This is a genomic window from Candidatus Paceibacterota bacterium (assembly GCA_041661305.1).
Classification (GTDB): domain Bacteria; phylum Patescibacteriota; class Minisyncoccia; order Phycocordibacterales; family VMEP01; genus VMEP01.
The window spans coordinates 215,561-238,419 of the sequence record JBAZUR010000001.1; the positions used below are offsets into that span (position 1 = coordinate 215,561).

At 38.6% G+C, this 22,859-nt stretch carries 25 protein-coding genes; 15 read left to right on the forward strand and 10 right to left on the reverse strand.

Annotated elements, in window-relative coordinates:
* Positions 1–4: 4 nt before the first annotated feature.
* Positions 5–241, forward strand: coding sequence for a hypothetical protein (locus WC724_01310; protein MFA6077637.1), 237 nt, complete (start codon positions 5–7; stop codon positions 239–241).
* A gap of 113 nt (positions 242–354) precedes the next feature.
* A complete protein-coding gene (locus WC724_01315; GenBank protein MFA6077638.1) occupies positions 355–732 on the forward strand; it encodes a hypothetical protein in 378 nt (125 codons plus the stop codon).
* Between the two features lie 25 nt (positions 733–757).
* Here WC724_01315 and WC724_01320 read toward each other — a convergent pair whose 3' ends face one another.
* Positions 758–961: a hypothetical protein gene (locus WC724_01320; protein MFA6077639.1), complete on the reverse strand. Its 204-nt coding sequence runs from the start codon at positions 959–961 to the stop codon at positions 758–760.
* Between the two features lie 158 nt (positions 962–1,119).
* On the opposite strand from WC724_01320, the gene trpS reads away from it, so the two are divergent.
* The 11 genes from trpS (at position 1,120) to WC724_01375 (ending at position 12,203) form a co-directional block, all read left to right on the forward strand.
* Complete coding sequence (trpS, locus tag WC724_01325) at positions 1,120–2,097, forward strand: tryptophan--tRNA ligase (protein MFA6077640.1); 978 nt, start codon at positions 1,120–1,122, stop codon at positions 2,095–2,097.
* Positions 2,098–2,099: 2 nt separating this feature from the next.
* A complete protein-coding gene (locus WC724_01330) occupies positions 2,100–3,488 on the forward strand; it encodes an amino acid--tRNA ligase-related protein (protein ID MFA6077641.1) in 1,389 nt (462 codons plus the stop codon).
* 8 nt (positions 3,489–3,496) lie between these two features.
* Positions 3,497–4,237, forward strand: coding sequence for a segregation/condensation protein A (locus tag WC724_01335; protein ID MFA6077642.1), 741 nt, complete (start codon positions 3,497–3,499; stop codon positions 4,235–4,237).
* A 1-nt stretch (position 4,238) separates the two neighbouring features.
* Complete coding sequence (scpB, locus tag WC724_01340) at positions 4,239–4,832, forward strand: SMC-Scp complex subunit ScpB (protein MFA6077643.1); 594 nt, start codon at positions 4,239–4,241, stop codon at positions 4,830–4,832.
* Positions 4,819–5,739, forward strand: coding sequence for a hypothetical protein (locus WC724_01345; protein MFA6077644.1), 921 nt, complete (start codon positions 4,819–4,821; stop codon positions 5,737–5,739). Before scpB ends, WC724_01345 begins: the two co-directional genes overlap by 14 nt.
* Positions 5,740–5,786: 47 nt before the next feature.
* A complete protein-coding gene (locus WC724_01350; protein ID MFA6077645.1) occupies positions 5,787–6,842 on the forward strand; it encodes a hypothetical protein in 1,056 nt (351 codons plus the stop codon).
* Between the two features lies 1 nt (position 6,843).
* Entirely contained in the window at positions 6,844–7,938 is a 1,095-nt protein-coding gene (locus tag WC724_01355; protein ID MFA6077646.1) for an FtsW/RodA/SpoVE family cell cycle protein, read from the forward strand.
* An 82-nt stretch (positions 7,939–8,020) separates the two neighbouring features.
* On the forward strand, positions 8,021–9,148 hold the full coding sequence (locus tag WC724_01360) for a UDP-N-acetylglucosamine--N-acetylmuramyl-(pentapeptide) pyrophosphoryl-undecaprenol N-acetylglucosamine transferase (GenBank protein ID MFA6077647.1): 1,128 nt from the start codon (positions 8,021–8,023) through the stop codon (positions 9,146–9,148).
* A gap of 3 nt (positions 9,149–9,151) precedes the next feature.
* Positions 9,152–10,504, forward strand: a complete 1,353-nt coding sequence (gene gltX / locus WC724_01365; protein MFA6077648.1) for a glutamate--tRNA ligase — start codon at positions 9,152–9,154, stop codon at positions 10,502–10,504.
* Entirely contained in the window at positions 10,497–11,819 is a 1,323-nt protein-coding gene (locus WC724_01370) for a peptidoglycan DD-metalloendopeptidase family protein (protein MFA6077649.1), read from the forward strand. The genes gltX and WC724_01370 overlap by 8 nt, the downstream gene beginning before the upstream one ends.
* A 39-nt stretch (positions 11,820–11,858) precedes the next feature.
* Positions 11,859–12,203, forward strand: coding sequence for a hypothetical protein (locus tag WC724_01375; protein ID MFA6077650.1), 345 nt, complete (start codon positions 11,859–11,861; stop codon positions 12,201–12,203).
* A 331-nt stretch (positions 12,204–12,534) separates the two neighbouring features.
* Here WC724_01375 and WC724_01380 read toward each other — a convergent pair whose 3' ends face one another.
* From WC724_01380 to WC724_01405, 6 genes are read right to left on the reverse strand one after another with little or no spacing between them, the layout of a single operon-like run.
* A complete protein-coding gene (locus tag WC724_01380) occupies positions 12,535–13,617 on the reverse strand; it encodes a DUF2914 domain-containing protein (protein ID MFA6077651.1) in 1,083 nt (360 codons plus the stop codon).
* Positions 13,618–13,634: 17 nt separating this feature from the next.
* Complete coding sequence (locus WC724_01385; GenBank protein ID MFA6077652.1) at positions 13,635–14,483, reverse strand: Gmad2 immunoglobulin-like domain-containing protein; 849 nt, start codon at positions 14,481–14,483, stop codon at positions 13,635–13,637.
* 7 nt (positions 14,484–14,490) lie between these two features.
* Positions 14,491–15,438, reverse strand: coding sequence for a matrixin family metalloprotease (locus WC724_01390; GenBank protein ID MFA6077653.1), 948 nt, complete (start codon positions 15,436–15,438; stop codon positions 14,491–14,493).
* Positions 15,439–15,449: 11 nt separating this feature from the next.
* Positions 15,450–16,688 carry an ABC transporter permease gene (locus WC724_01395; GenBank protein MFA6077654.1) on the reverse strand — a complete coding sequence of 413 codons (1,239 nt, stop codon included), beginning with the start codon at positions 16,686–16,688 and terminating at the stop codon, positions 15,450–15,452.
* A gap of 2 nt (positions 16,689–16,690) precedes the next feature.
* The gene (locus tag WC724_01400; protein MFA6077655.1) at positions 16,691–17,407 is read right to left on the reverse strand and encodes an ABC transporter ATP-binding protein; all 717 of its coding nucleotides are present in this window, start codon (positions 17,405–17,407) and stop codon (positions 16,691–16,693) included.
* Positions 17,408–17,436: 29 nt separating this feature from the next.
* A complete protein-coding gene (locus tag WC724_01405; protein MFA6077656.1) occupies positions 17,437–18,969 on the reverse strand; it encodes an efflux RND transporter periplasmic adaptor subunit in 1,533 nt (510 codons plus the stop codon).
* Positions 18,970–19,059: 90 nt separating this feature from the next.
* Here WC724_01405 and WC724_01410 point away from each other — a divergent pair, with 90 nt between their 5' ends.
* Positions 19,060–20,247, forward strand: a complete 1,188-nt coding sequence (locus tag WC724_01410; protein MFA6077657.1) for a PD-(D/E)XK nuclease family protein — start codon at positions 19,060–19,062, stop codon at positions 20,245–20,247.
* Positions 20,248–20,254: 7 nt separating this feature from the next.
* On the opposite strand, the gene WC724_01415 is transcribed toward WC724_01410, so the two are convergent.
* Positions 20,255–20,635: a hypothetical protein gene (locus WC724_01415; protein ID MFA6077658.1), complete on the reverse strand. Its 381-nt coding sequence runs from the start codon at positions 20,633–20,635 to the stop codon at positions 20,255–20,257.
* A gap of 59 nt (positions 20,636–20,694) precedes the next feature.
* Between WC724_01415 and rpmA the strand changes: the two genes are divergently transcribed.
* On the forward strand, positions 20,695–20,967 hold the full coding sequence (rpmA, locus tag WC724_01420) for a 50S ribosomal protein L27 (protein MFA6077659.1): 273 nt from the start codon (positions 20,695–20,697) through the stop codon (positions 20,965–20,967).
* Between the two features lie 68 nt (positions 20,968–21,035).
* On the opposite strand, the gene rplI is transcribed toward rpmA, so the two are convergent.
* Positions 21,036–21,482 (reverse strand): 50S ribosomal protein L9, encoded by a 447-nt coding sequence (rplI, locus tag WC724_01425; GenBank protein MFA6077660.1) that lies wholly within the window; start codon positions 21,480–21,482, stop codon positions 21,036–21,038.
* A gap of 27 nt (positions 21,483–21,509) precedes the next feature.
* Positions 21,510–22,730: a S41 family peptidase gene (locus WC724_01430; protein ID MFA6077661.1), complete on the reverse strand. Its 1,221-nt coding sequence runs from the start codon at positions 22,728–22,730 to the stop codon at positions 21,510–21,512.
* Positions 22,731–22,859 lie beyond the last annotated feature (129 nt).

The following is a 22,859-nucleotide window of genomic DNA, read 5'->3' on the forward strand; positions in this document are numbered from 1 at the left end:
AAATATGAAAAAATTACCCACCAAAAATGATGACGGAAATCCTCTCGTGAATGTTGTTGTGAGGGTCAGTGACGGTAATGTATACGAATGTGTGGGGGTTTTAATGGAGGAAAATGGGGACTCAATCGAAGTGGCTTTTAACGCTGTAAATAAAAAAGTTATGGACTCTTTGGTTTTTAAAAAAACCGACATACTTAGTATTAATATTCTAGATCCGCTAACTATAGAAGAGCTCACTTAATTTGTTCTACATTAAAGCTCGAAAAAACAAAAGCTTTAGTATTCAAAAAAAGAGGTAAAAAGTATGTCCAGATATCTCTTGTCATCACTTATTTTTTGAGTCATAATAAAAAAATGTTAAACCATCAAAACGGGGTAAATATTGAGGAAATATTTGAGGAAGATTTGCGATCAGAAATAACAATACTTCTTCAGAATAATCAAAATGAACACATTGTGTTTTTAAAAAATACTCTTAAAAAGAATTTAAATATCAGTAAGCAGTTACGAGTATTAGTAGAATATGGTCTTACTCACGTAAAAGACAAGGGGGCTGACTTTGCACTTGCTAATTATTTTTTTATTCTCTCGGGTATAAAAAATATCCATAGCGACACGCGTAGTTTTTTTACCGACATGATGATTTTTTGTGAAGAAGATGAATATACTGCACTTAAAAATATTTCCGAAATAAAAAATTATTACAATAAAAAAATACTCCCGCTCTTATAAAAAGAATTGGAGTATTTGGGGGGATTTATCGTTTCGACTTGTTTGGGAGAGCGTGCGCTCGTTCTGCGCGTCCGTCGGAACTCCTCTCCACGATAATGTGTTGATGGTCGCTTTTACTTCCACCCGTGTCGCGCAAAACCTCGTATGTTGTTCCGCCGTCGCTTCTTGATTCCGTTTTTTCACTAACAGAATCCCCATTACTATCACTGAACCAATTACCCCAGCCCATAGCGTTCTCCTCATAAAGACGAAAGGAAACCTCTCTTCTGACTCATTTAAATTCGCCATTAATATACAGTCTCGCGCACTTTACTGTTCAGTCAACGCCACCAAGGTTACTACATCAAAAGCTTTTAAAATAGGCCGTATTTTGCTATTATTTTAGCTATGTCTGACCAAAAAATAATGCTTTCCGGGGTTAAACCGACAGGGGAGCCACATATTGGTAACTATTTTGGCGCTATGCGCCAGTTTGTCGCGCTTCAAGAAAGCTACAAAGGTTTTGTTTTTGTAGCTAATTATCACGCCCTAACCAACAATCCAACAAAAGAAGAACTTCTCGCCAACTCAAAAAACGTTGTTGCTACTTATCTTGCCATAGGACTTGATCCAAAAAAGACTACACTGTTCCTTCAGTCCGACATGCCGGAGGTCGCGGAGCTGATGGTTATTTTTAATAATCTGATAACTGTGCCGTATCTTTCCAGAGCACACGCATACAAAGATGCCACCGCAAAAGGCAACGAAGCCAACGTTGGTGTTTTTGAGTATCCAGTGCTTATGGCGGCAGATATACTACTTTACGGAGCAGACGTTGTTCCTGTTGGTCAGGACCAAAAACAACATTTAGAAATTGCTCGCGATATCGCGGAGAAATTCAATCGCATTTACGGCGAGACATTCAAACTTCCCGAAGCATATATTTTAGAAGATGTTAAAACTGTGGTTGGAACCGATGGCAGGAAGATGAGTAAAAGCTACGGCAACACCATTCCTCTTTTTGCTGAATATGATGAGATAAAAAAAGCAGTGATGTCTATTCCAACCGACTCAAAAGGTGTTGAGGACGGAAAGGACCCAGAAACTTGTAATGTGTTTGCTCTACATAAACTTTTTGCTGGGGACGAACTTCCTGCGCTTGAGAAACGCTATCGAGAAGGCGGTATTGGTTACAAAGAATCTAAAGAGATTTTAGTTGAAAGTATTGAAAAATTTATTGCACCGCTTCGAGAAAAACGCAAAGCTATTTTGGAAAACGATTCAGTTATTTTAGAGACTCTTAAATCTGGACGTGAGACTGCACAAAAAATAGTAAAAGATAAAATGAATGAAGTCAGAGAGAAGGTTGGTTTAATAACTACATAATTATGAAAAGAACATATATAAAGGAATTAAGTGAGCATATTGGCGAGGAGGTCTCAATTTCTGGGTGGGTTGATGTTCGTCGTGATCAAGGGAAGCTTGTTTTTTTTGATTTTCGAGATATGACCGGGAAGGTTCAAGGTGTTGTTCTTCCAGCTTCATCTGCAATGGAAATAGCCAAGGGAATTCGTGATGAATTTGTCGTTACAGTAAAAGGGAAAGTCAACGAACGACCAGAAAAAAACAAACAAAATGACCGACTGAACGGTGGTATTGAGCTTGAAATTTTAGAGATAAATATTCTAAATACAGCGGAGCCCATGCCTTTTGATATCCACACTGACACTCGTGAGATAAACGAAGAGGTGCGATTGAAGCATCGATATCTTGATTTGCGAAGCGAGCGTATGCAGAAAAATATTAGAATGCGCGACAAAATAATCGCTTTTTTCCGTGACTATATGCATAAAAATGATTTTGTTGAAATTGAAACACCAATGCTCATGAAAGGAACACCTGAGGGTAGCCGTGAATACGTTATTCCGTCTCGTTTACAGCAAGGGAAATTTTATGTTTTACCACAATCACCACAACAATTTAAGCAACTCTCAATGGTTGCCGGGTTCGAGAAATATTTTCAAATTGCTCGTTGTATGCGCGATGAAGATCAACGAGGCGATCGTCAGCCAGAATTTACTCAGCTAGACTTCGAAATGTCATTCGTCGAAAGAGAAGATATTCTTGCGTATACTGAAGAGATGTTTATAGAACTCGTGACAAAACTCTATCCTGAAAAGAAAATAACTAGAATTCCTTTTCCTCGTATAACCTACAAAGAATCTATGGAGAAGTACGGTAGCGACAAGCCTGATATGCGTGAGGATAAAAATAATCCAGATGAGCTAGCCTTTGCTTGGGTTGTTGATTTTCCAATGTTTGAGAAAACTAAAGAAGGGGAAGTACAGGCAGCACATCATCCATTTTGTGCAATCAACCCAGAGGATCGAGAAAAATTTATGTCTGGTGAAGATATTTTTTCCATCCGAGCTAATTCATATGATCTAGTATTGAATGGGTACGAACTTTCTTCCGGTTCAATTCGTATTCACGAAGAAGCAGAACAGAAGAGAGTCTTTGAATTACTAGGTATCAGTGAAGAAGAACAAAAAGTAAAATTTGGACACATGCTGTCTGCGTTTAAGTTTGGAGCACCTCCACATGGAGGATTTGCGCCGGGAATTGATAGAATTGTTATGCTACTACAGAACGAGCCAAATATTCGAGAAGTTATTTCTTTCCCAAAAACTGGAGAGGGTAAAGATCTTATGATGGAGGCGCCATCTGAAATTAGCGACAAACAACTAAAAGAACTCGGTATTAAAATTGTTAAATAAAACAGACGATGACAGAAACTTATCGTGTTAAAACTAGTACATTTGAGGGGCCGATGGAGCTCCTCCTTTCTCTAATAGAAAAAAGAAAGCTATTTATAAATGAGGTATCGCTCGCAAGCGTTACTGATGAATACCTGACTTTTCTAAAAGGAGCCACATCTATATCTATTGGAAGTATCGCAAATTTTATTGTTATCGCTTCAACTCTTTTGTTGGTTAAATCTCGGTCATTGCTTCCTGATTTCACACTTACCAGCGAAGAGGAGGAGTCAATTGGGGACCTTGAGAACCGACTAAGGCTATATAAAATAGTTCGTGATATTATCCCAAATCTCCGCACTTTGTTTTCGGGCAATATGATTTTTACTCGTCCGTTTTCGAGAGGCAAGGAAGTTGTTTTTCTTCCAGATCAAGCAATGACACAAGAAAATTTGCGTGGAGCAATTTTTGGAATAATTGAAAGATTGCCTAAAAAAACTTTAGTTCCAGAGGTTGCAGTTAAGAAAGTCATTACAATCGAAGAAATGATAAATAGTTTAACAGAGAGAATTACAGCTGGTATGTCGATGAGTTTTAGAAAAATTTCAAACGGGGAGGGGAGTAAAGAAGCTAGGGTCCATATGATTGTGAGTTTTCTGGCATTACTCGAGCTTGTTAAGCAGGGAATTTTTGAGGTTAAGCAATCATCGCATTTCGATGATATTATTATTGAGAAAAATGCTGGCACGGAAGTGGAGGCAATTATATAAAATGACATTAGATGCAAAAATAGAAGCTTTACTTTTTTTTAAAACTGATCCAGTTTCATATAAAGAGTTGTCAAAAATACTGGTAGTTTCAGAAGAAGAAATTTTGAGAGGATTGGAACTGCTTGAGGAAAAATTAAGCGAGCGCGGAATTTGTCTTCTAAAAAAAGACGAATCAGTTATGCTCGGAACATCAAGTGAGATGAGTGCTACAATTGAGACGCTTATCAAGGAGGAATTGGACCGTGACTTGGGAAAAGCTGGGCTTGAAACTATGGCTATAGTTTTATATCGCGGACCAATACTAAAGAGTGAAATTGACTATATTCGTGGTGTAAATTCAGGGTTTATCCTCCGAAACTTACTAGTTCGTGGATTAGTTGAAAAAGAACAAAATCCTTCTGGACGTGGTTTCGTTTATCGGCCTACGTTTGAGCTAATGCAACATCTTGGTGTAGCAGAGATAGAAAAACTCCCAGATTTTGAGGAGATTAACAAGTCCTTAACCGCAGGTATCAAACAAGGTAAAAATGAACCCGACGAGCCAGCAGAGGATGCTCCACAGGAGTTAAACACACAAACCGATGAACAGATCTAAAGATGTCACACTTATTTTAATACTTGGAGTTACCCTTTCGATAGGTGTTTTTTCATCGTTTGGTTTGCCGATTTCTCCAACTAAGAACCAAGCGGCGGTGATAACAATAAACGAGAAAAGTGGAATCTCTTATTTCGATAATCTTTTTTTGGAAGCAAAAGCAGTGTATGTATGGGATATAAAGAACGACGAAGTTCTATATGAAAAAAATTCAACGCTACAGCTTCCACTCGCGTCGCTAAACAAAATAATGACTGCTATTGTAGCGCTGGAAGGGAAGACGGAAACAATTGTAATAAACTCCGCAGACATTCGCGCCACCGGAGACTCTGGGTTTAAACAAGGGGAACTTTTTGAGAAGAAGGAAATCGTTAAACTAATGTTAACTTCGTCTTCAAATGATGCAGCTTCGGCTATCGCCTCAAGCTACAGTGATGTTTCTGTCGGTGTTGATCCAAAGCAAAAATTTATAGAGGCAATGAATAATAAAGCGGAGGAATTAGGCCTTGAACAAACATACTATCTAAATGAGTCTGGCCTTGATTTAACTGAAACAATTAGTGGTGGTCATGGTTCTGCTAAAGATATCGCCAAGCTTTTGTATTATGGCGTAGTACACCATTCTGACGTTTTTGCGGTTACCACTGAGACCTCCGAAAAAATTTCATCAAAAGAAAGAAGTCACTTAGTTAAAAACACGAACACACTGGTGGAAACTTTCCCCGGTATTTTAGCCTCAAAAACAGGTTTTACAGATATGGCACAAGGTAATCTCGCCGTTGTTTTTAATTTAGGATTAAATCGTCCGATTGCTGTTGTTGTTTTGGGTTCTACGTACGATGGACGTTTCGAGGATACAAGAAAACTAGTTTCCACAACCATCAAACTGTTAGGGGAGAGGGAATAGCTTTTTGCTCCTAGGGGTAAATTCTGTATAATGACTTAGATAACTCTATGGTCTTAGATGTATTAAAAGTTTTTCTCCCAGCATTCTCGGCCTTTCTAATAGGTATTAGTATTACGCCGATCATTACTCATTATCTCTATAAGTATGAGTTTTGGAAGAAGAAAGCTCGTACTGAAGGACTGGGTGGTGGCGGAACGCCAATCTTCAATAAACTTCATAAAGAAAAAGAAGTTGGAACACCGCGAATGGGGGGTATTGTTGTTTGGGCGAGTGCGCTTATTACAACGATTGGTTTTGCGCTGTTACATTTCTTCTCCCCAGACGTTGCAACTGAAAAGTTGAATTTTTTAAGTCGCAACCAAACATGGCTACCACTCTTCACCTTAATTGTTGGTTCTTTGGTTGGAATTATTGACGACTTTCTCGTGGTTAAAGGTCGTGGAGGGTATATCGCCGGGGGACTACCGCTGACAATAAGAATAGTGGTTGTCTTAGCTCTTGGTTTTATTGGTGGTTGGTGGTTTTTTGACAAACTAGAGGTGACGAGCGTTTTCATACCATTTATTGGCAGTTTTGATCTTGGGTATCTTTTTATACTCTTCTTTATGCTCGTCATGCTAGCAATTTTTTCGGGTGGAGTTATTGACGGAATTGACGGTCTTTCTGGTGGAATTATGGCCGCAATTTTTTCTGCTTACTCAATTATTGCCTTCTTCCAGGGGCAAATCGACCTAGCTGCCTTCTGCGCAACAATTGTTGGTGGTCTATTAGCCTTTTTGTGGTTTAACATACCTCCAGCAAGATTTTACATGTCAGAAACTGGGATGCTTGGACTTACAACCTCGCTCACAGTTGTTGCTTTTCTGACAGACGGAGTTGCGGTTCTCCCAATCATCGCCTTCCCACTTTTCGTAGCATCTCTATCGGTTATTATTCAGGTCCTTTCAAAAAAACTGCGTAATGGTAAAAAAGTTTTTCTTGTTGCACCACTTCATCACCACTTTGAGGCTCTCGGCTGGCCAGCATACAAAGTTACTATGCGCTTTTGGATCATATCGGTTGTTTTCGCATTAATTGGGGTAGTCATCACCCTTCTTGGATGATATGCGTGGCGCATCATTCGACAAAATTTTCATTGGAATTGTTTTGACTCTTCTCGTTACCGGGATGTTTGCATTTTGGTCCGCTTCTCTTGGTATTCTTGCGAAAAGCGAAGCAATTTTTTTCAATATGATTTCTAGTCAGTTTCTACTTGGAGTCTGTGGGGGACTTGTGGCTTTTGTTTTTTTTGCTTTAACTCCATATAAAAAGTGGAAAAAATTTGCACTTCCTATTTTAATTTTTTCGTCGATAACTGCAGCATTGGTTTTTGTTAATGGTATCGGTTTTGAGCATGGTGGTGCGAAAAGATGGATACATGTTTTTGGTTTTTCGTTACAACCATCTGAGTTTTTAAAATTTGGAATAATAATATATGCCGCTGCTTGGTATTCTTGGGTAAAAAATCGCGTTATAAATTGGCGCTATGGTTTACTTCCTTTTCTCTTACTTATTGGTCTTGCCGCTGCACTAATCATTACTGAACCAGACACGGGAACATTCCTTGTATTATCGGCTGGGGTTTTTTCGATATATCTTGCAGCGGGCGCTCCAACTAAACATGTCGTAATCATGATACTTCTAGGTTTAGTTGCTTTTACGGGGTTGGTTTCTGCTCGGCCTTATCTTATGGACCGCATAACAACTTTTATGAATCCATCAAGTGATCCGCTTGGATCTTCGTATCAAATCCAGCAATCATTAGTTGCAATTGGTTCTGGGGGCATTACAGGGCGAGGATATGGACAGAGCGTTCAAAAATTTAATTTTTTACCAGAACCAGTTGGTGATTCTATTTTTGCTGTCTGGAGTGAGGAGTTTGGATTTATTGGTAGCGTTATTTTTGTTCTACTTTTTCTGTCATTTACCTTGCGGGGACTGCGTATAGCAAACACAGCAAACGATAATTTCGGCAAGTTTCTTGCGACAGGGTTCGTTGTAATGATTTCAGTAGAGTCGTTCCTAAATATCGCCGCACTAACAGGGATCGTGCCACTTACGGGAGTACCCCTTATTTTTGTGAGCCAAGGGGGGACAGCGCTCCTCTTTGCTCTCGCAGAAGTCGGAATTGTAGCTAATATATCGCGTTTTTCGGCCTAAATTACTTAAAAAGTTGGTAGTTTTTTGCTATACTTCTCCTTATATGTAAGGATTTTTATTCACCTACATATTTTACAATTCTATGAAAATTCTATTTACGGGAGGGGGGAGTGGTGGTCATTTTTATCCAATTATTGCCATAGCACAGAAAGTAAACGAGCTAGTTCAAAAGGAAAAAATTCTTGATGCCAAGTTATATTTTATGTCAGATAGCCCCTACAACAAGGCGGCTTTATATGAAAATGAGATGGTGTTTGTTTTTGCAAGCGCGGGGAAAATGCGCAGATATTTTTCACTACTCAACTTAATTGATATTTTTAAAACAGCAATAGGAGTTGTTAAGGCGTTTTGGAGTATGTACTTAATATATCCAGATGTTGTAGTTGGGAAGGGTGGTTATGCCAGCTTTCCAGCTCTTATGGCAGCTAAGTTATTAAAAATCCCTGTCGTCATTCACGAATCAGATTCATTTCCAGGTAGAACAAATTTGTGGGCTGGAAAATTCGCGGAGCGCATCGCAGTATCATATGAAGAGGCAGGTAAACATTTTCCAATGAGTAAGGTCGCTTTTACTGGTCAGCCAGTTCGAAAAGAGATTTTAATTCCACTTCAAAGTGGAGCGTACGAATATCTTAAGCTCAAAAAGGATATTCCAACAATTTTGATATTAGGGGGTTCATTTGGTGCAAAATTAATTAACGAGGCGGTTGTAGATATTTTGCCAGAGCTTTTAGAAAAATATCAAGTGATTCATCAAGTTGGTGGTGAGCACATGAAAGAAACGGAAGCGTTGGCTTCTGTGGTTCTCGCTAATAGCGAGCACAAAGATAGGTATCGAGTGTTTGGTTATTTGAATTCTTTAGCGCTTAGAATGGCGGCGGGGACCGCATCAGTAATAATTTCTCGTGGAGGTTCAACTCTTTTTGAAATTGCCGCATGGGGACTACCTTCAATCATAATTCCAATCACAGATTCAAATGGGGATCATCAACGAAAGAACGCGTTCAATTATGGGCGTTCTGGTGCAGCTGTAATTATCGAAGAAGTTAATCTAAGCCCTCACTTACTTCTATCCGAGATTACAGGAATAATGGAAAACGCAGAGCGAAAAGAAAAAATGTCTAAGGAAGCAAAAGCTTTTTACAAAGAGGATGCTGCTGAAAAAATTGCTAAAGAAGTCCTAAAAATTGCTTTGCGTCACGAAAAATAAATTATGTCTTCAAATGAACAAGTACGTGTTCGAATAGCTCCATCTCCAACGGGGCTTTTCCATATAGGGACCGCCCGAACGGCTCTTTTCAATTTTCTTTTTGCAAGGAAACATAACGGTGTCTTTATTGTGCGGATTGAGGATACAGACAAAGAAAGATCCCGAAAAGAGTACGAAGAGAGCATTTTAGAGGGATTATCTTGGCTTAATATTAAACACGAAGAATTTTACCGTCAGTCAGAGAGAACAGAAATATACCGTAAGTACCTTGAAAAATTAATTGCATCTGGTTCTGCTTATGTTTCAAAAGAGGAAGCAGGGGAAGGTAAAAGAAGTGAGGTCATCCGCTTTAAAAACCCAAACCATTCAATAACTTTTGACGACTTGATTCGTGGTCCAATCACTTTTCATACCGAGGAACTTGGCGACTTTGTTATTGCAAAGGACATGGAAACCCCGCTTTATCATCTTGCTGTAACAATTGATGATCATGAAATGAAGATCACACACGTAATTCGCGGTGAAGATCATATTTCAAATACACCTCGTCAAATTTTACTCCTCGAGGCTATTGGAGCGACTATTCCAACATACGCACATTTGCCATTAATACTTGCTCCGGATAAGTCAAAATTGTCAAAAAGACACGGAGCAGTTGCTTTAACTGAATATCGCGAGAACGGATTTTTACCAGAAGCAATAATAAATTTTTTAGCATTACTTGGTTGGTCACCTCAAAGTAGGGGAGAGGACGAAGAGGTTTTAAACTTCGATGAACTTGTTGAAAAATTTGAGCTTGAAAAAGTCGGGAAAAGTGGAGCTATTTTTGATTTGAAAAAATTGGAATGGCTGAACAAGCAATATATTAAAAAAGTTCCGGAAGAGAAACTTATCAGCATGATAAAAAACGAAATTTCTTCACATAATATTTTCATCGCCGATGAAAAGAAGTTACTTCGCGCTATACCCTTAATTTCTGAGAAAATTTCTACGATTAAAGAGGCGGGGACTGTTTGGCTAGAGGAATTATCCTTTCTTTCAAAAAACCCAGAATACGATGTGGCTAAATTGGTTTGGAAGGAGGAAACTACCGCAAAGACCAGAGAAAATCTTTCGAAAATTCTAGAAATATTAAATAGCGTAGAAAGCGCTGATTTTTCTGCTGAACGAATTAAGGAATTAATTTTCCCATTTGCCGATGAGGTTGGTAGAGGTGGAGTTTTATGGCCGATGAGATTTTCCTTAACTGGACAGGACAAATCACCCGACCCATTTATGAGTGCTTATTTTCTTGGAAAAGAAGAGTCCATATTAAGAATTTCTAAGGCGATTAAACTATTAGAAAAAAATGAATAGTCTTTTTGTAAAAAAATTTACTTTGTTTCTTTCTCTACTGATTCTTAGTATACCTTTGGTGAGCTTTGCTGAGGAAGTAGTCACACCCAACACAACAGAAGCTGTGTCGCAAAAATCAGCCTATCAAATAGAGATAGATAAGAGGAACGAAGAGATCGCCAAACTTGAAGCTGAGATAAAACAATATCAGGGGCAAATTGAAATAACAGCAAAAGAAGCTGCAACCCTGAAAAGTCTTATAAAACAGCTTGATTTAACGCGAGCAAAATTATCTACAAATATTAAACTTACCGAGAAAAAAATATCTGGCGCAAATACAACTCTAAATAAACTCAGTGAACAAATTGAAGACAAAAACCTAAGAGTTAAAAATAGCCGTGAGGTAATCGCAAAAAATATAAGAATTGTTTCTGAAAAAGAAGGGGAGTCAACAATAGAAATACTTCTTTCTGAATCGAGTTTTTCAGATGTTTGGGTTTCGCTCGATCAAACAGCGCAATTTGAGCGTGCTGTTAAAGACCATATTGATGAATTGAGGGAGGTAAAACAAAGTCTTGTTAAAGACAAGACAGCTGCAGAAAACGTTAAAAAAACACTAGTCAGTCTTAAAAGTAATCTTGGTGATCAAAAAATTCTTGTTGATCAAAATAAAAACGAAAAAACAAAAGTCTTAAAAGAAACTAGTAGTAAAGAGTCAGAGTACAAGAAACTACTAGCAGAGCGTCTAGAGAAAAAAGAGCAGTTGGAGGCTGAAATTTTAGACTTTGAATCCAAGATTAAACTTGACGTTGATATTTCAAAATTACCATCTGCAGGGAAAGGAATATTAAGCTGGCCAGTTTCTTCTGTAAGAATTACCCAATACTTTGGGAAAACACCTTTTGCTACAAAAAACCCGCAAGTTTACAACGGAATGGGGCATAACGGGATTGATTTTGGTGTGCCAATCGGAACACCAATTAAATCATCTGCCAGTGGTGTTGTTTATGGGACAGGGAATACTGACACAGCGTGTTATGGAGTCTCTTACGGTAAGTGGGTTCTTGTTAGACACGAAAATGGTCTAGCTACGTTATATGCTCATCTATCTTTAATTAAAGTTTCCACTGGTGACAATGTTCAGTCGGGAGATATTATTGGTTATAGTGGAAATACAGGCTACTCAACTGGCCCACATCTACACTTTACAGTTTATGCAGCGGATGCCGTCCACATATCAGGCCCAACTGAGTATAAGAGTAGGATTTGTGGGACATACCTACGAATGCCAGTCGCACCTAAGGCTGGTTACCTTAATCCCTTGTCTTATTTGTAAAAATTACCCATAATTTCTACATAGCAATCTAAAAATTAAATGACAACAAAAAAAGCAAACGGAGGATTTTTAAAACTATTGATTATAATCATAATAGGAATTTTTATTTTAAGTGCAATGAATGTTGACCTACGCGAGCTTGTTAACTCACCAGTAATGCAAAATAACATTGCATACGTTTACGGTGGAGTTAAGGGTGTTTGGGATAGCTACTTGAGGACTCCCGTTATGTTTTTTTGGAACAATACATTCAAAAATGTAATAATCGTGCCGTTTGCAGAAAATATGCATCGGATGATTAGTGGACAGGGAACGTCAACATTTTTTAGTTTGGTCCCACAATTTAATATTGCGACCTCAACAGCAACCTCGACTTCAAATTAAAGCAATAAAGATTTCTAGCTAACTGCTTTTAAGAGAATCGTAGAGGGGAGCACTTTTTGTGCCTACGTGTCGTAAAAGGTATATTGTGCGACATGTATATAATCTCAGCCTAGCCCTCCCCTAAGGCCATCTTGACCAGAGGAAAACGCATACTTAAAAAATGAATTGTGTTTGATTTTTTAATTACGATCTCTAAACCTTCTACTTATATTTAATTTAAAAAATTAGCGTCACTTATTTAGGTATTTTATGAACATTCTTGTTTGTAGCTAAATGGTTGCCTTCTAACCCATACGACCCAAAATCCCCTATTTTAGGGGTATATGGTCTATTATCTTTCCTTCTGTAAAAGAACTGGTGCCTTTGTTACATTCACAACTACAAAAGTTGTTCTTCCAACAAGTGCGCCTGTTGTAGTTTCTACGCTACATCTAAAGCGCCCTGGTGTTAAGTTTTGTTTTTGACTATATCCACGATAACCGTTGTCTCGTCCACCTGTTATCGTAAAAGGGACAATAGATACCGTACTCCACTCATTAGACATTTCGTCATAATGTTCCCATCTGTGATTTATGCCGGTCGATAATTTTACAGGAGCAAAGACGGAACTAAAACAGTACACTGATTCATTATTGTATTTATTAAAAACCTTTTTTGTGTCGCTTAAAAATTCATACCACTCCGGTTTTTCGTACAGGGTTTTGTAGTTGGCATTGTCAGCTCTCTCCACAAGATGGTATATACCAATCTCCTGAAGTGACAGTGGAACCGGAGGAATGATATTCAAAAAATAGAAAGCATTGAAGGCGACAAATATTCCTCCTATGTATAGCGATACCTTTTTTAGTTCATTAGCAATGTCTTTTGAAGTGAGGTGTAAAACAAGCAACAGCATCCCGGCAGAGATCAAACTTATAACACTACTCAAGAAAAATACTGAGTCACCCATTTTCCCAAGCACCATAGGCACAACAAACGTTAGGTAAAGCAAAGAAAGAAAGTACCAGACCGAAATATGGAAAATAATTTTAGAATATTTTTCTCGCATGAATTCATTTCCAATAAGAAATACCCCTAAAATTAACAAGAAAAGAGAGCTTCCTTCAAACGTGCCACTCTTTCCATATAGGAACAGGAAACTTCCGGCGATATTACCGAAGGCAAATTGCACCAAAGCAAGCAGAATAATAGGCGTTATTTCACCTCTCTTTCTGTATAGTGACAAAAGCGCGATACCAAGCGCTGCGCCAATAAGATAAGAGAGTAAAATTATATTTCCAAGCAACTGGTCTGGTCTTGCGAATGTAAAAAAATCCCAAATAAAACCAAGTAGTATAGACACCGCTCCAACATGTCTTTCGTATTTTTGTAGATATTCTTTAAAAATATTAAGTATTGATGTTGGTGGGGTCATTTATTTATTTTTCAAGATTAAATTTCAAAACGCACTGGAATTGAAATTGATGCATCGTTTTCCGGAAGACCAGATGGGTTATCTTTTTTGAGAATCAGTGTCCCCGTTTTAGTTAACGGCTTTGAAAAAGTTAGAGTGACCTCAAATGGAACAAATTCGGTTGTCATCCAGTCAGTCTTTGCTTGTGCTGGAGATAAAACAAGCTCTTTGCCATTTGCGTCAATTAGCACTACAGGAAACGAAGCCTCGAAATACCAGTTCCCTCTCGCCTCTCCTTTTACAACGAGAGGACTTTTGACTACAGTATTTTCTAGTGGCTGACTTACAAAAATTTTATCATTCAAAAGCGCAGTATCATTTCGTTTTGAAATTTTAAATTTTAAGACGTAATCGGGCGTATTTATTTTTGTTTTAGAGTTTGGGTACGGGGCCACTTCTACAAGCTCAATTTGTTCAACCTCAGTAGTAATTGGAGTACCATTTAATGTGGCAGTCATTTCACTTTCACCTAATCCACTTAAAATTTTAATTTTTACTCGCACCGTCCCAGCCTGAATACAGGTCACATCACTAGGACAGCGACTGTCCTCAACAATAGAAATTGGGGTCACGCTGACACCTAAGCCACTCTTCGTCTCCCCTATTTTTGCTTCTAAAATAAGGCTTTTTTCGCTTACGACTACGGGGCACTCTGCAAATTCACATTTTGGACCAGATCTTCCAACAGCAGATCCATCAGGACAAATCTTTGCCTCCATCGTGCATGCAATTTGGTCAGTGTTTGGTTTTAGAAAAACCATTAATACTGAAGCAGAAACAGCTAAGAGAACTATTAACAATATTACAATTTCAAATGTTTTTTTCATTATATTTTTATTTAATTTTGCACTTAATTTTAACCGCATCGATATCTGCTTGAGTTAGTGTTTGATTTTTGCTCATGTTTAACTTGTACATAATTGCATTTTTATCTTCCACGTGTGGCAAGCCTAGCGCATGCCCGAGTTCGTGTGCCAACACTCTCACAAGTTTGGTGTGGCTACTAAACTCATAAATATCAATTTCTTCGTTTCCCTGACCATCGTTTCGATAAACACCTTCTTCGAACTCTTCCCCCCTAGTGTCGCCAATCTCGTTATATTTTCTAACGTCAATATTAAGTGCATTGGCAATATTGTTTAGCACGACAACTATAGATTTTATGTTTGCAACATATCCATTAACGACTCCTTGTAAAATTTTAATCTCCTCAATCTCAGCATCAATAATTTTTGCCTCAGCTTGAAGTTTTTCATATTCATTTTTTGGAGCGCCACCTTTTGAGTTCCAATAAACAACCTGCTTATCATATGCATCACGCCTTTCATCAAAGGCCGCTAAACGCACATCGTAGTTAGCCTTTGCTTTATTGTATAGATCAACTAACTCAGTGTATTTTTGATTAAGTTCATCGTAGTTACTCCTGTTTTCATCTACAACTAACCCTAAACTTTTTAGGTTTGCCGTTGCTTCCTGACGATAATCATAAATAAGACTTACTTTCACATTTCCGTCGACAGCATTTGAAAAAAGATCAAGACCTATTTGTTTTTCCCAAATATCCTCCGCTTCTTTAAGCGCGGAAAGAAAATCTCCCCTTGAAATACCGAACCGACTATCAAAAGCAACGAGTTCATATGTAATTGGCTCATCGCATGGCGCATAGACCGACTGAATATTGTTTAAAATTATCTCCAGCCGCCCTTTGATTGGATCCTGGAAAACATAGCCAAAAACCCCAATCACCACAACGTAAATAAGGAATTTTGATAGTTGCTTCATATTAAATAAATCTATTCATATCTTAGAGCTTCGATTGGGCTTTTAGCTGCAGCCTTACGAGCTGGATAAATTCCGAAAATAAGTCCTACTATTCCCGAAACTGCAATTCCCAAAATAGCTGCCTGCCAAGGAAAAGTGAAGGTCCAAGCCATGCCATAAACACTGCTAATAATTAACGCAATTGCAAACGAAAGACTAGAACCAAGCAAAATTCCAATCAGACCACCAATGCCAGTAAGTATCGTTGCTTCTAAAAGAAACTGGGTAAGAATATTCTTGTTTGTTGCCCCAAGGGCTTTTCTCAAACCGATTTCTCGTGTTCTTTCGGTTACCGAAACAAGCATTATGTTCATAATACCAATACCGCCCACAACCAGTGAAATAGCCGCGACTAGTGCCAAGAAAAGTGTCAGTGTATTTAATATAGTGCCTACTGTTTTCAGTGCATCTGCTTGTGTCTCAACTCCGAAATCATCTTTTTCTGGATCTGTAATATTATGCGCGTCACGCAATGTTGCCTTAATATCCTCAACCGTATTGTTTATGTTTTCCTCTGTATCAACACGTATAACTATACGATTGTAGTATTTTATGCCAAAGATATAGTTTTGAGCAGTTGTATATGGAAGCATTGCGATTTCGTCAAAGTTAAACAAAGAAGAACCACCTTTTTCGGGAAGTATTCCAATGACCATAAAATTTCTTCCTTTAATTTTTATTCTTTCTCCCAACAAACTTTGATTTGGAGAAAGTTCTTCTGCAACCTTCGCCCCAAGCACAACAACATCTGCTGATCCACGTACATCGTCCTCGCTTATGTTTCTGCCAATCTCAGGAAACGCATCGTATATTTCCGCCATCATTTCTGTCCCACCGAAAATAGTTGGTCGATATGTCTCACTTTGATATGAAGCTGTCTCACTTCCAAAAACAATCGGCATAATTCCATCTTGATGTGGAACGTTTTCTTTTCTTGAAAGAAGGTCTAGGTCTCGCTGTTTCAGTGAGGCGCTCAGGGTCGCCAAAACGTCAGTTGGCCCCTTTGGAGTTCTTCCTGGAACTATCCCGATTGTCTTAGCTCCAATCCCTTGTATTTGGCCCAAAATAAGGTTCTGAGCCCCCTGCCCTAGCGAAACGACCATGATTATCGCGGTCACACCAATAACAATTCCGAGGATGGTAAGCCCAGATCTTGTCTTGTTTGTGTGTAATCCACCAAGGGCAATTTTTATACTATGCTTTAATGTCATGTCTATTTTATAAAAGCTTTTCCAGTGCGACGTACTTTGACCTTCTCGTCACTCTCAATCATTCCATCACGAAGTCTAATTATTCTTTCGGCGTATTCGGCAGTATATGTTTCGTGGGTTATTAGGATAATAGTATGTCCTTTGTTTTTATTGAGCTTCTGAATAATATCCATAACGAGCTCTCCAGATTTTGAATCAAGATTACCTGTTGGCTCGTCAGCAAAAATAACTTGGGGCTTATTCACCAAGGCACGCGCAATCGCGACCCTTTGTTTTTCTCCACCAGAGAGCTGTGCTGGTTCAAAATCCAATCTGTGCGACAAACCGACAGATTCAATAGCTTCTTTTGCCATCTCGTCCCAAAATTCTTCCTTAACACCAGAGTAAGTTAGCGGTAATTTTACGTTTTCTAAAACAGTTGTTCTTGGTAGAAGATTGAAAGACTGAAAAATAAATCCTAGTTTTTTATTTCTAACGTACGCCACTTCGTCTTCTGAATAATTATCAACTTTTTTCCCGTCAAAGAAGTAATCTCCGCCGGTCGACTTATCCAAAAATCCCAAAATATGTAGAAGGGTTGATTTGCCCGACCCAGAAGGACCCATGATTGCAACAAATTGCCCTTCTGGTATTTCAAAGGAAACACCCTTTAAAACGGCGGTTGCAACTTGCTCGTCGTGATACGTTTTTTCTAAATTTTTAATAGCCATTAAAGCCATATTTTTTTGAATTTCAAATTAACTTGAAATTAATTCATCTTAATTCTATCCCCTTCTTTAAGGCCGGACAAAATCTCAACGTCTCCATTTGAACCACGAAGTCCTGTTGTAACAGTGACTTCTCGTGTCTCCTCCCCTTCGATTAACTTAACCGTTTTTATTTTATCTTTTGTGGAGATTGCACGCCCTTGGACAAATAAAACATTTTCTTTTTTGGCACCAAAAATGTCGGTATTTGCAGTCATCCCTGATTTGATTCGAGAGTCACTTTTATCAAAACTGAGTGTTGTTTTGTAGGTCGCAACTCCATCAATTATGGTCTCAGCTGGATCTATTGTTGACAAGGTTGCCATGAAAATAACGTCGCTACCATACGCATCTAGGGTAACTTCCGCCTTATTTCCTTTATTTATTTTAGAGATATCTGCCTCTGGAACATTTGCTTCAATTTCATACTGAGAATCAGAAATAACTGATATTAAAACAACAGAGGGTGAGGCTATTTCCCCAACCTTGGAGTCTTGTTTTGTTATCACGCCAGAAATCGGAGAATAAACAACAGTTTTTGCCAACTGTGATTCAAGGTTTGAAACATTTGCCCTTGCAACTTCGAGCGCCGCCTCTTGAGCGGAAATTTTTTCAGGAATACTTCCAGCTTGTTTTAATGCCAACTTTGAACGACTACTAATCAAATTCTCTGAAGCAGATGTTAGCGCAGAAAGAGCTGTTGTTACGTTTGTTCTTGCAAGTACAACCGCGGACTTGTAACTATCAATTGTTGTTTGAGTCAACGCAGAACTTGCAGATAGCCCATTCACCGCAAGGGCAATTTTATCAAGATAAAGTTGGATTGCTTTAAGATTATTTTTTGCTTCACTTGAATATGGAATAACGTCACTCGATATTGAAATTTTAATAACTGAAGAATTCCAAGAAGTAAGCATGGCTTCCATTTGAAGGCGCCCTGATTCAATATCACTCTTAAGTTGCGAGTCGGATAAAATGAAATTAAGTTGTGGGTTTGTGCTTTTTGGGTTGCTCATTAGCTGATCAACTTTATTTCTAATTGCATCGTCGGCGTTAACATACCCATTTTTAATATCGTTGATTACATCACTTGTTGCGCTATCAACATCTACTTGGGAAACGTAAATATCTTCAGGGCGTGTTCCACTCTTAAGCTCATCGAGTCTTGCTTGCTCAACCCTCACTGTCGCCTTGGCGCCTTCTAGTTGGGCAGAAATATCAGCACTACTAACAGCAGCGATTGGTTCTCCTGCGTAAACGTGTTCGCCAACATCACGGTAGACCGCAATAACTCTCCCCCCTTTTTCAAAAGAAAGATTTACGTCTTCGGCTGGCTTAACTTTGCCGGTAACAGAAACGATTTGAGATACCGTCCCCTTTTCCACGGTCGCATAATTTACAACTGGGACCTCGGTCACGTTTTTGTATACAGAATAACCAACAAAAAGAGTGACGATGACGATGATAGCGGTCACCCAAGGTCGCCTAACTGAGAACGTTTTTATTAAATTAAAATAGCGTAGAAAAAATGACATTTCTTTGTTGAATTAGAAAAAACAAAGCGAATAATAGGTGAATTATATCATAAGTAGGAGTTTTGTTCACTTCATTTTAGAATACATATTATGCGTACTTCTTACTCAGCACTCGAAACATTCAAGACCTGCCCGCTGAAATACAAATATCAAGTTATTGAAAAACGCGGAGCCCCAAAAAGAATTGAGGCAATTTTTGGAACCCTTGTTCATAGCGCCCTGAAGTTTATGTTTGAGCGCAACCCCCTATACCCCACACTAGATGAGGTTATTAATTTTTTTACAATAAAATTTAACGAAAAAGCTGATGGAGTTTTGTTTAATGATGAAAAAACCAAAGAAGCTGAAGAGAAAATGTACCTTGAAGAGGGTGTGCGAATGTTGAAAAATTTCTATAAAAAAAATCAACCCTGGAATTTTAACGCACTCGAACTTGAAACGAGGTTTTCCTTGGATATAGAAGATGAAAAAACAAAACGCACCCACACGCTCGCCGGAATAATTGATCGCATCGACAAAAACGAGGAAAATGAGACGTACGAAATAATTGATTACAAAACCTCAAAAAAGATGCCAGCGGAGTCAACGCTCGAAGAAAATTTACAGCTCAATTTGTATCATTTGGCGCTAACAAGGCGGTGGCCGTCAATAACATCTGGGAAAGTTAAGCTATCACTCTATTTTTTGAAGCATAACGAAAAAATTTCATTAACCCCAAACCAAGCTGTAATCAAACGCGCGCAGGAAATGCTTCTTTCTACAATTCGTGAAGTAGAAGACAAAACAGAGAAAGACGATTTCCCACCTACACCAGGACCTTTGTGTAATTACTGTGGCTTCCGCCCTGTCTGTCCTATGTGGTCACACGAATACAAAGTCGAAAAAAATGAGCCTGACGAAAAAATGGTTTCTTCTGCAATTAGTGAATTCTTTGAACTAAAAGATAGTGAGGACAAAAATAAAGACAGACTCGGAGAGCTCAGAGAAATAATTATTGGTTATATGGATAAAGAAAAAGTAGAGCGTGTGTTTGGTGCTGACGGTTTTATCACGCGAACAAACCAAGAACGAGTCTCTTATGATTTAGAGAAGTTGCGCCCCACACTTGAAGCACATGGACATTGGCAAAAACTTCTTACGCCTGACGCAAAAAAGCTTGATGAAATTAACGCTGAACTTACCGAGGAGGAAATACTAGCCGTCAAAGAAGCACAAATTATAAAAAAGTTCGCAACCCTAAAATCAACAAAGAAAAAAGGGGCTGTTGAAGAAGAGTAATTTTCTGTTAACTTGAAAGCCCTGGGCAATTTGCAGCAGGAGTATATCCAGCATTACGGGCCTCCTTTTCAGTTGAAAATGTTATCAAGTTTTGAGGGCTTATAGCAGAAGCGCCAGAGCACCACGGCAAAAAATACTTCTTACCGTTCTTTGAGGCAACAAAACCACTATCTACCTTTATCGAACTAATAGTGGCAGCTTTTTGCTCAAAACTGGCATTCTGTATTATTCTTACCGGCATTTTCAGCTCCTCAATTTTCGACAGCCTTCCCAAGCCAAACGACGCAAAAGCAACCAAAATTATGGTAATTGCGGTAAATACTCCACGCTCCCCTAGCGTTCTAGCCAAATCCTTGATTTTTAGTAACAAATAATCTATAATCCGCATCAACGTAATCTTACCATAAGACCTTACGGGAAAAGGCTTTTTTAACTATTTAAAACAATATGGCAACACGAAAAGCTGGAGGTACAGCTAAAAACCTCAGAGATTCAAACGCAAAGTACTTAGGTACGAAGCTTCATGACGGCGAGACTGCAAAGTCTGGCTCTATTATTGTTCGTCAGCGCGGTACAAAAATCATGCCTGGAAAAAATGTTGGCCTCGGCAGTGATCATACTATTTTCGCCCTCAAAGACGGAAAAGTTAAATTCACATCAAAGAGAAAGGTTGGTTTCGATGGCGTAACATCTGTCAAAAAAGTTGTAAGCGTTATCTAGTAAAAATTTATACTTGCAACAAAAAAAGGGCGATTGCCCTTTTTTTGTTTTCTTTTTTATGTAAAAGATTATGCGAGGGTCTCGATAGTTAGCAAAACTTTTGCTTTCTTGTCTTTGATTGCAACTTCGATTGAAAATTCTCCAGTTTGACGAATTGGCTCTTCAAGTAAGATCATTTCTGGTTTAACAGAAAGACGTGTTGTTTCAGCAATAGCCTTAGCAATCTCTTCTTTGTGAACTCCCGCAAACAAATGGCCGAGTTCATTAGCCTTCTCTTTCATAACAACCGCTACCCCGTTTAAATCCTGAATATTCTTTTCCAAAAGATCTTCCTGAATTTTTCGCTCAGATACTTCTGCTTTTTTCATAAGTTCAAGGCGAGCCAGTGCCTTATCGGTCGCAACCTCAACCAACTTCCTTGGAAAAAGGAAATTCTTAACAAAACCATCGGAAACCTCTTTCACTTCGTATTTCTTCCCCTGTCTTGGAACATCGTGTAAAAATATGACTTTCATGTATTTTGAATTGATTAGAGCGACAGTCTAGCTTTTTTTCAAAAGAATTTCAACTGCCTTCTCCATTTGAACGTCTTTACCAGCAATTAAGTCCTTTTCTGACGTAGTCGCAACAAACGTAGGGGTAATTCCGCCTTCAGAAATTGAAAGTCCATTTGGCGTGAGCCATCTTGCAATAGTTACCTTAAGTGACGTTTCTGGGGTTATTTTGACCAACTCCTGAACCGAACCCTTGCCAAAACTACGCTCCCCCACCACAACAGCCTTTCCGTGCTCAAGAAGCGCGCCGGTCAAAATTTCTGAAGCTGAAGCTGATCCACGGTTTATTAAAATAACCATTTTCAATTTATCGTTAAAGATGTCGTACCCTCGACTTCGATAAACTTCCTCCTCTTGATTTTTACCCAAATCTTCGCGAACGATTATCTTGCCTGCTGGTAAAAACCAACTAGCCATATCAACAGCCGCCTCGAGATATCCGCCTGGGTTACCGCGCAAATCCAAGACGAGCTTATCACTACCAGACACAATAAATTCTCGCAAAGCCTTTGCGAATAAATTTGGAGAATTTTCTGAAAAACTATACAGGCTAATAACAAAAACTCCATCATCTCTCAATTTAGTGTCAATTGTTGGAATATTTATCGTGTCTCTAGTTATAGAAATTTCGATGGGCTTTGAATCACCGTTGCGAACAATAGAAAGTTTTACTGCCGTTCCTTTTTCTCCGCGAATTAATTTAACAGCGGCGTCTACTGCCATATCGGTAGTAATCTTGTCGTCAATCTTAAAAATTCTGTCACCAGCCCTAATGCCAGCCTTCTCTGCGGGCGAACCCTTAAGTGGCGAAACGACAGTCAAAACCTCATCACGCAAACCAATCTCCATACCAACTCCGCCAAACTCACCTTTTATGTCTTCCGCAAAAGCTTTTGATTCAACTGGTGGGAAAAATACAGTGTACGGATCGTCAAAAGATTTAGTAAGCCCAGAAATTGCACCCCAAACTTTTTCTTGGTCTGTTGGAATTTTCTTTTTTGAAACAAATTTTTCGTTCAAAACTGTCCAAGTCTTCCAGAAAGCTTCGAAGTCGGTCTCTATTCCCGCTGGTGCTGTTTTGTTTAATAGGGCAACTTCGTCAATGGAAGGGGAAGATTTTTTACCGAAATAAAATCCGGAACCAAAAACAACGACGAAGACAGCAACGACTAACGCGTAGTAAAAAGATTTTCGATAGCGTGAGAACATTTGTGGATTATCTCACACCGAAACACCTCAGGTCAATTTTTTATAAAATTCATATTTAATTCCTTTTCTTTCTTCATTAAAACATAGTAATCTTTTTGTATTTAAACACTCTCAAAATACCTCCTAAAA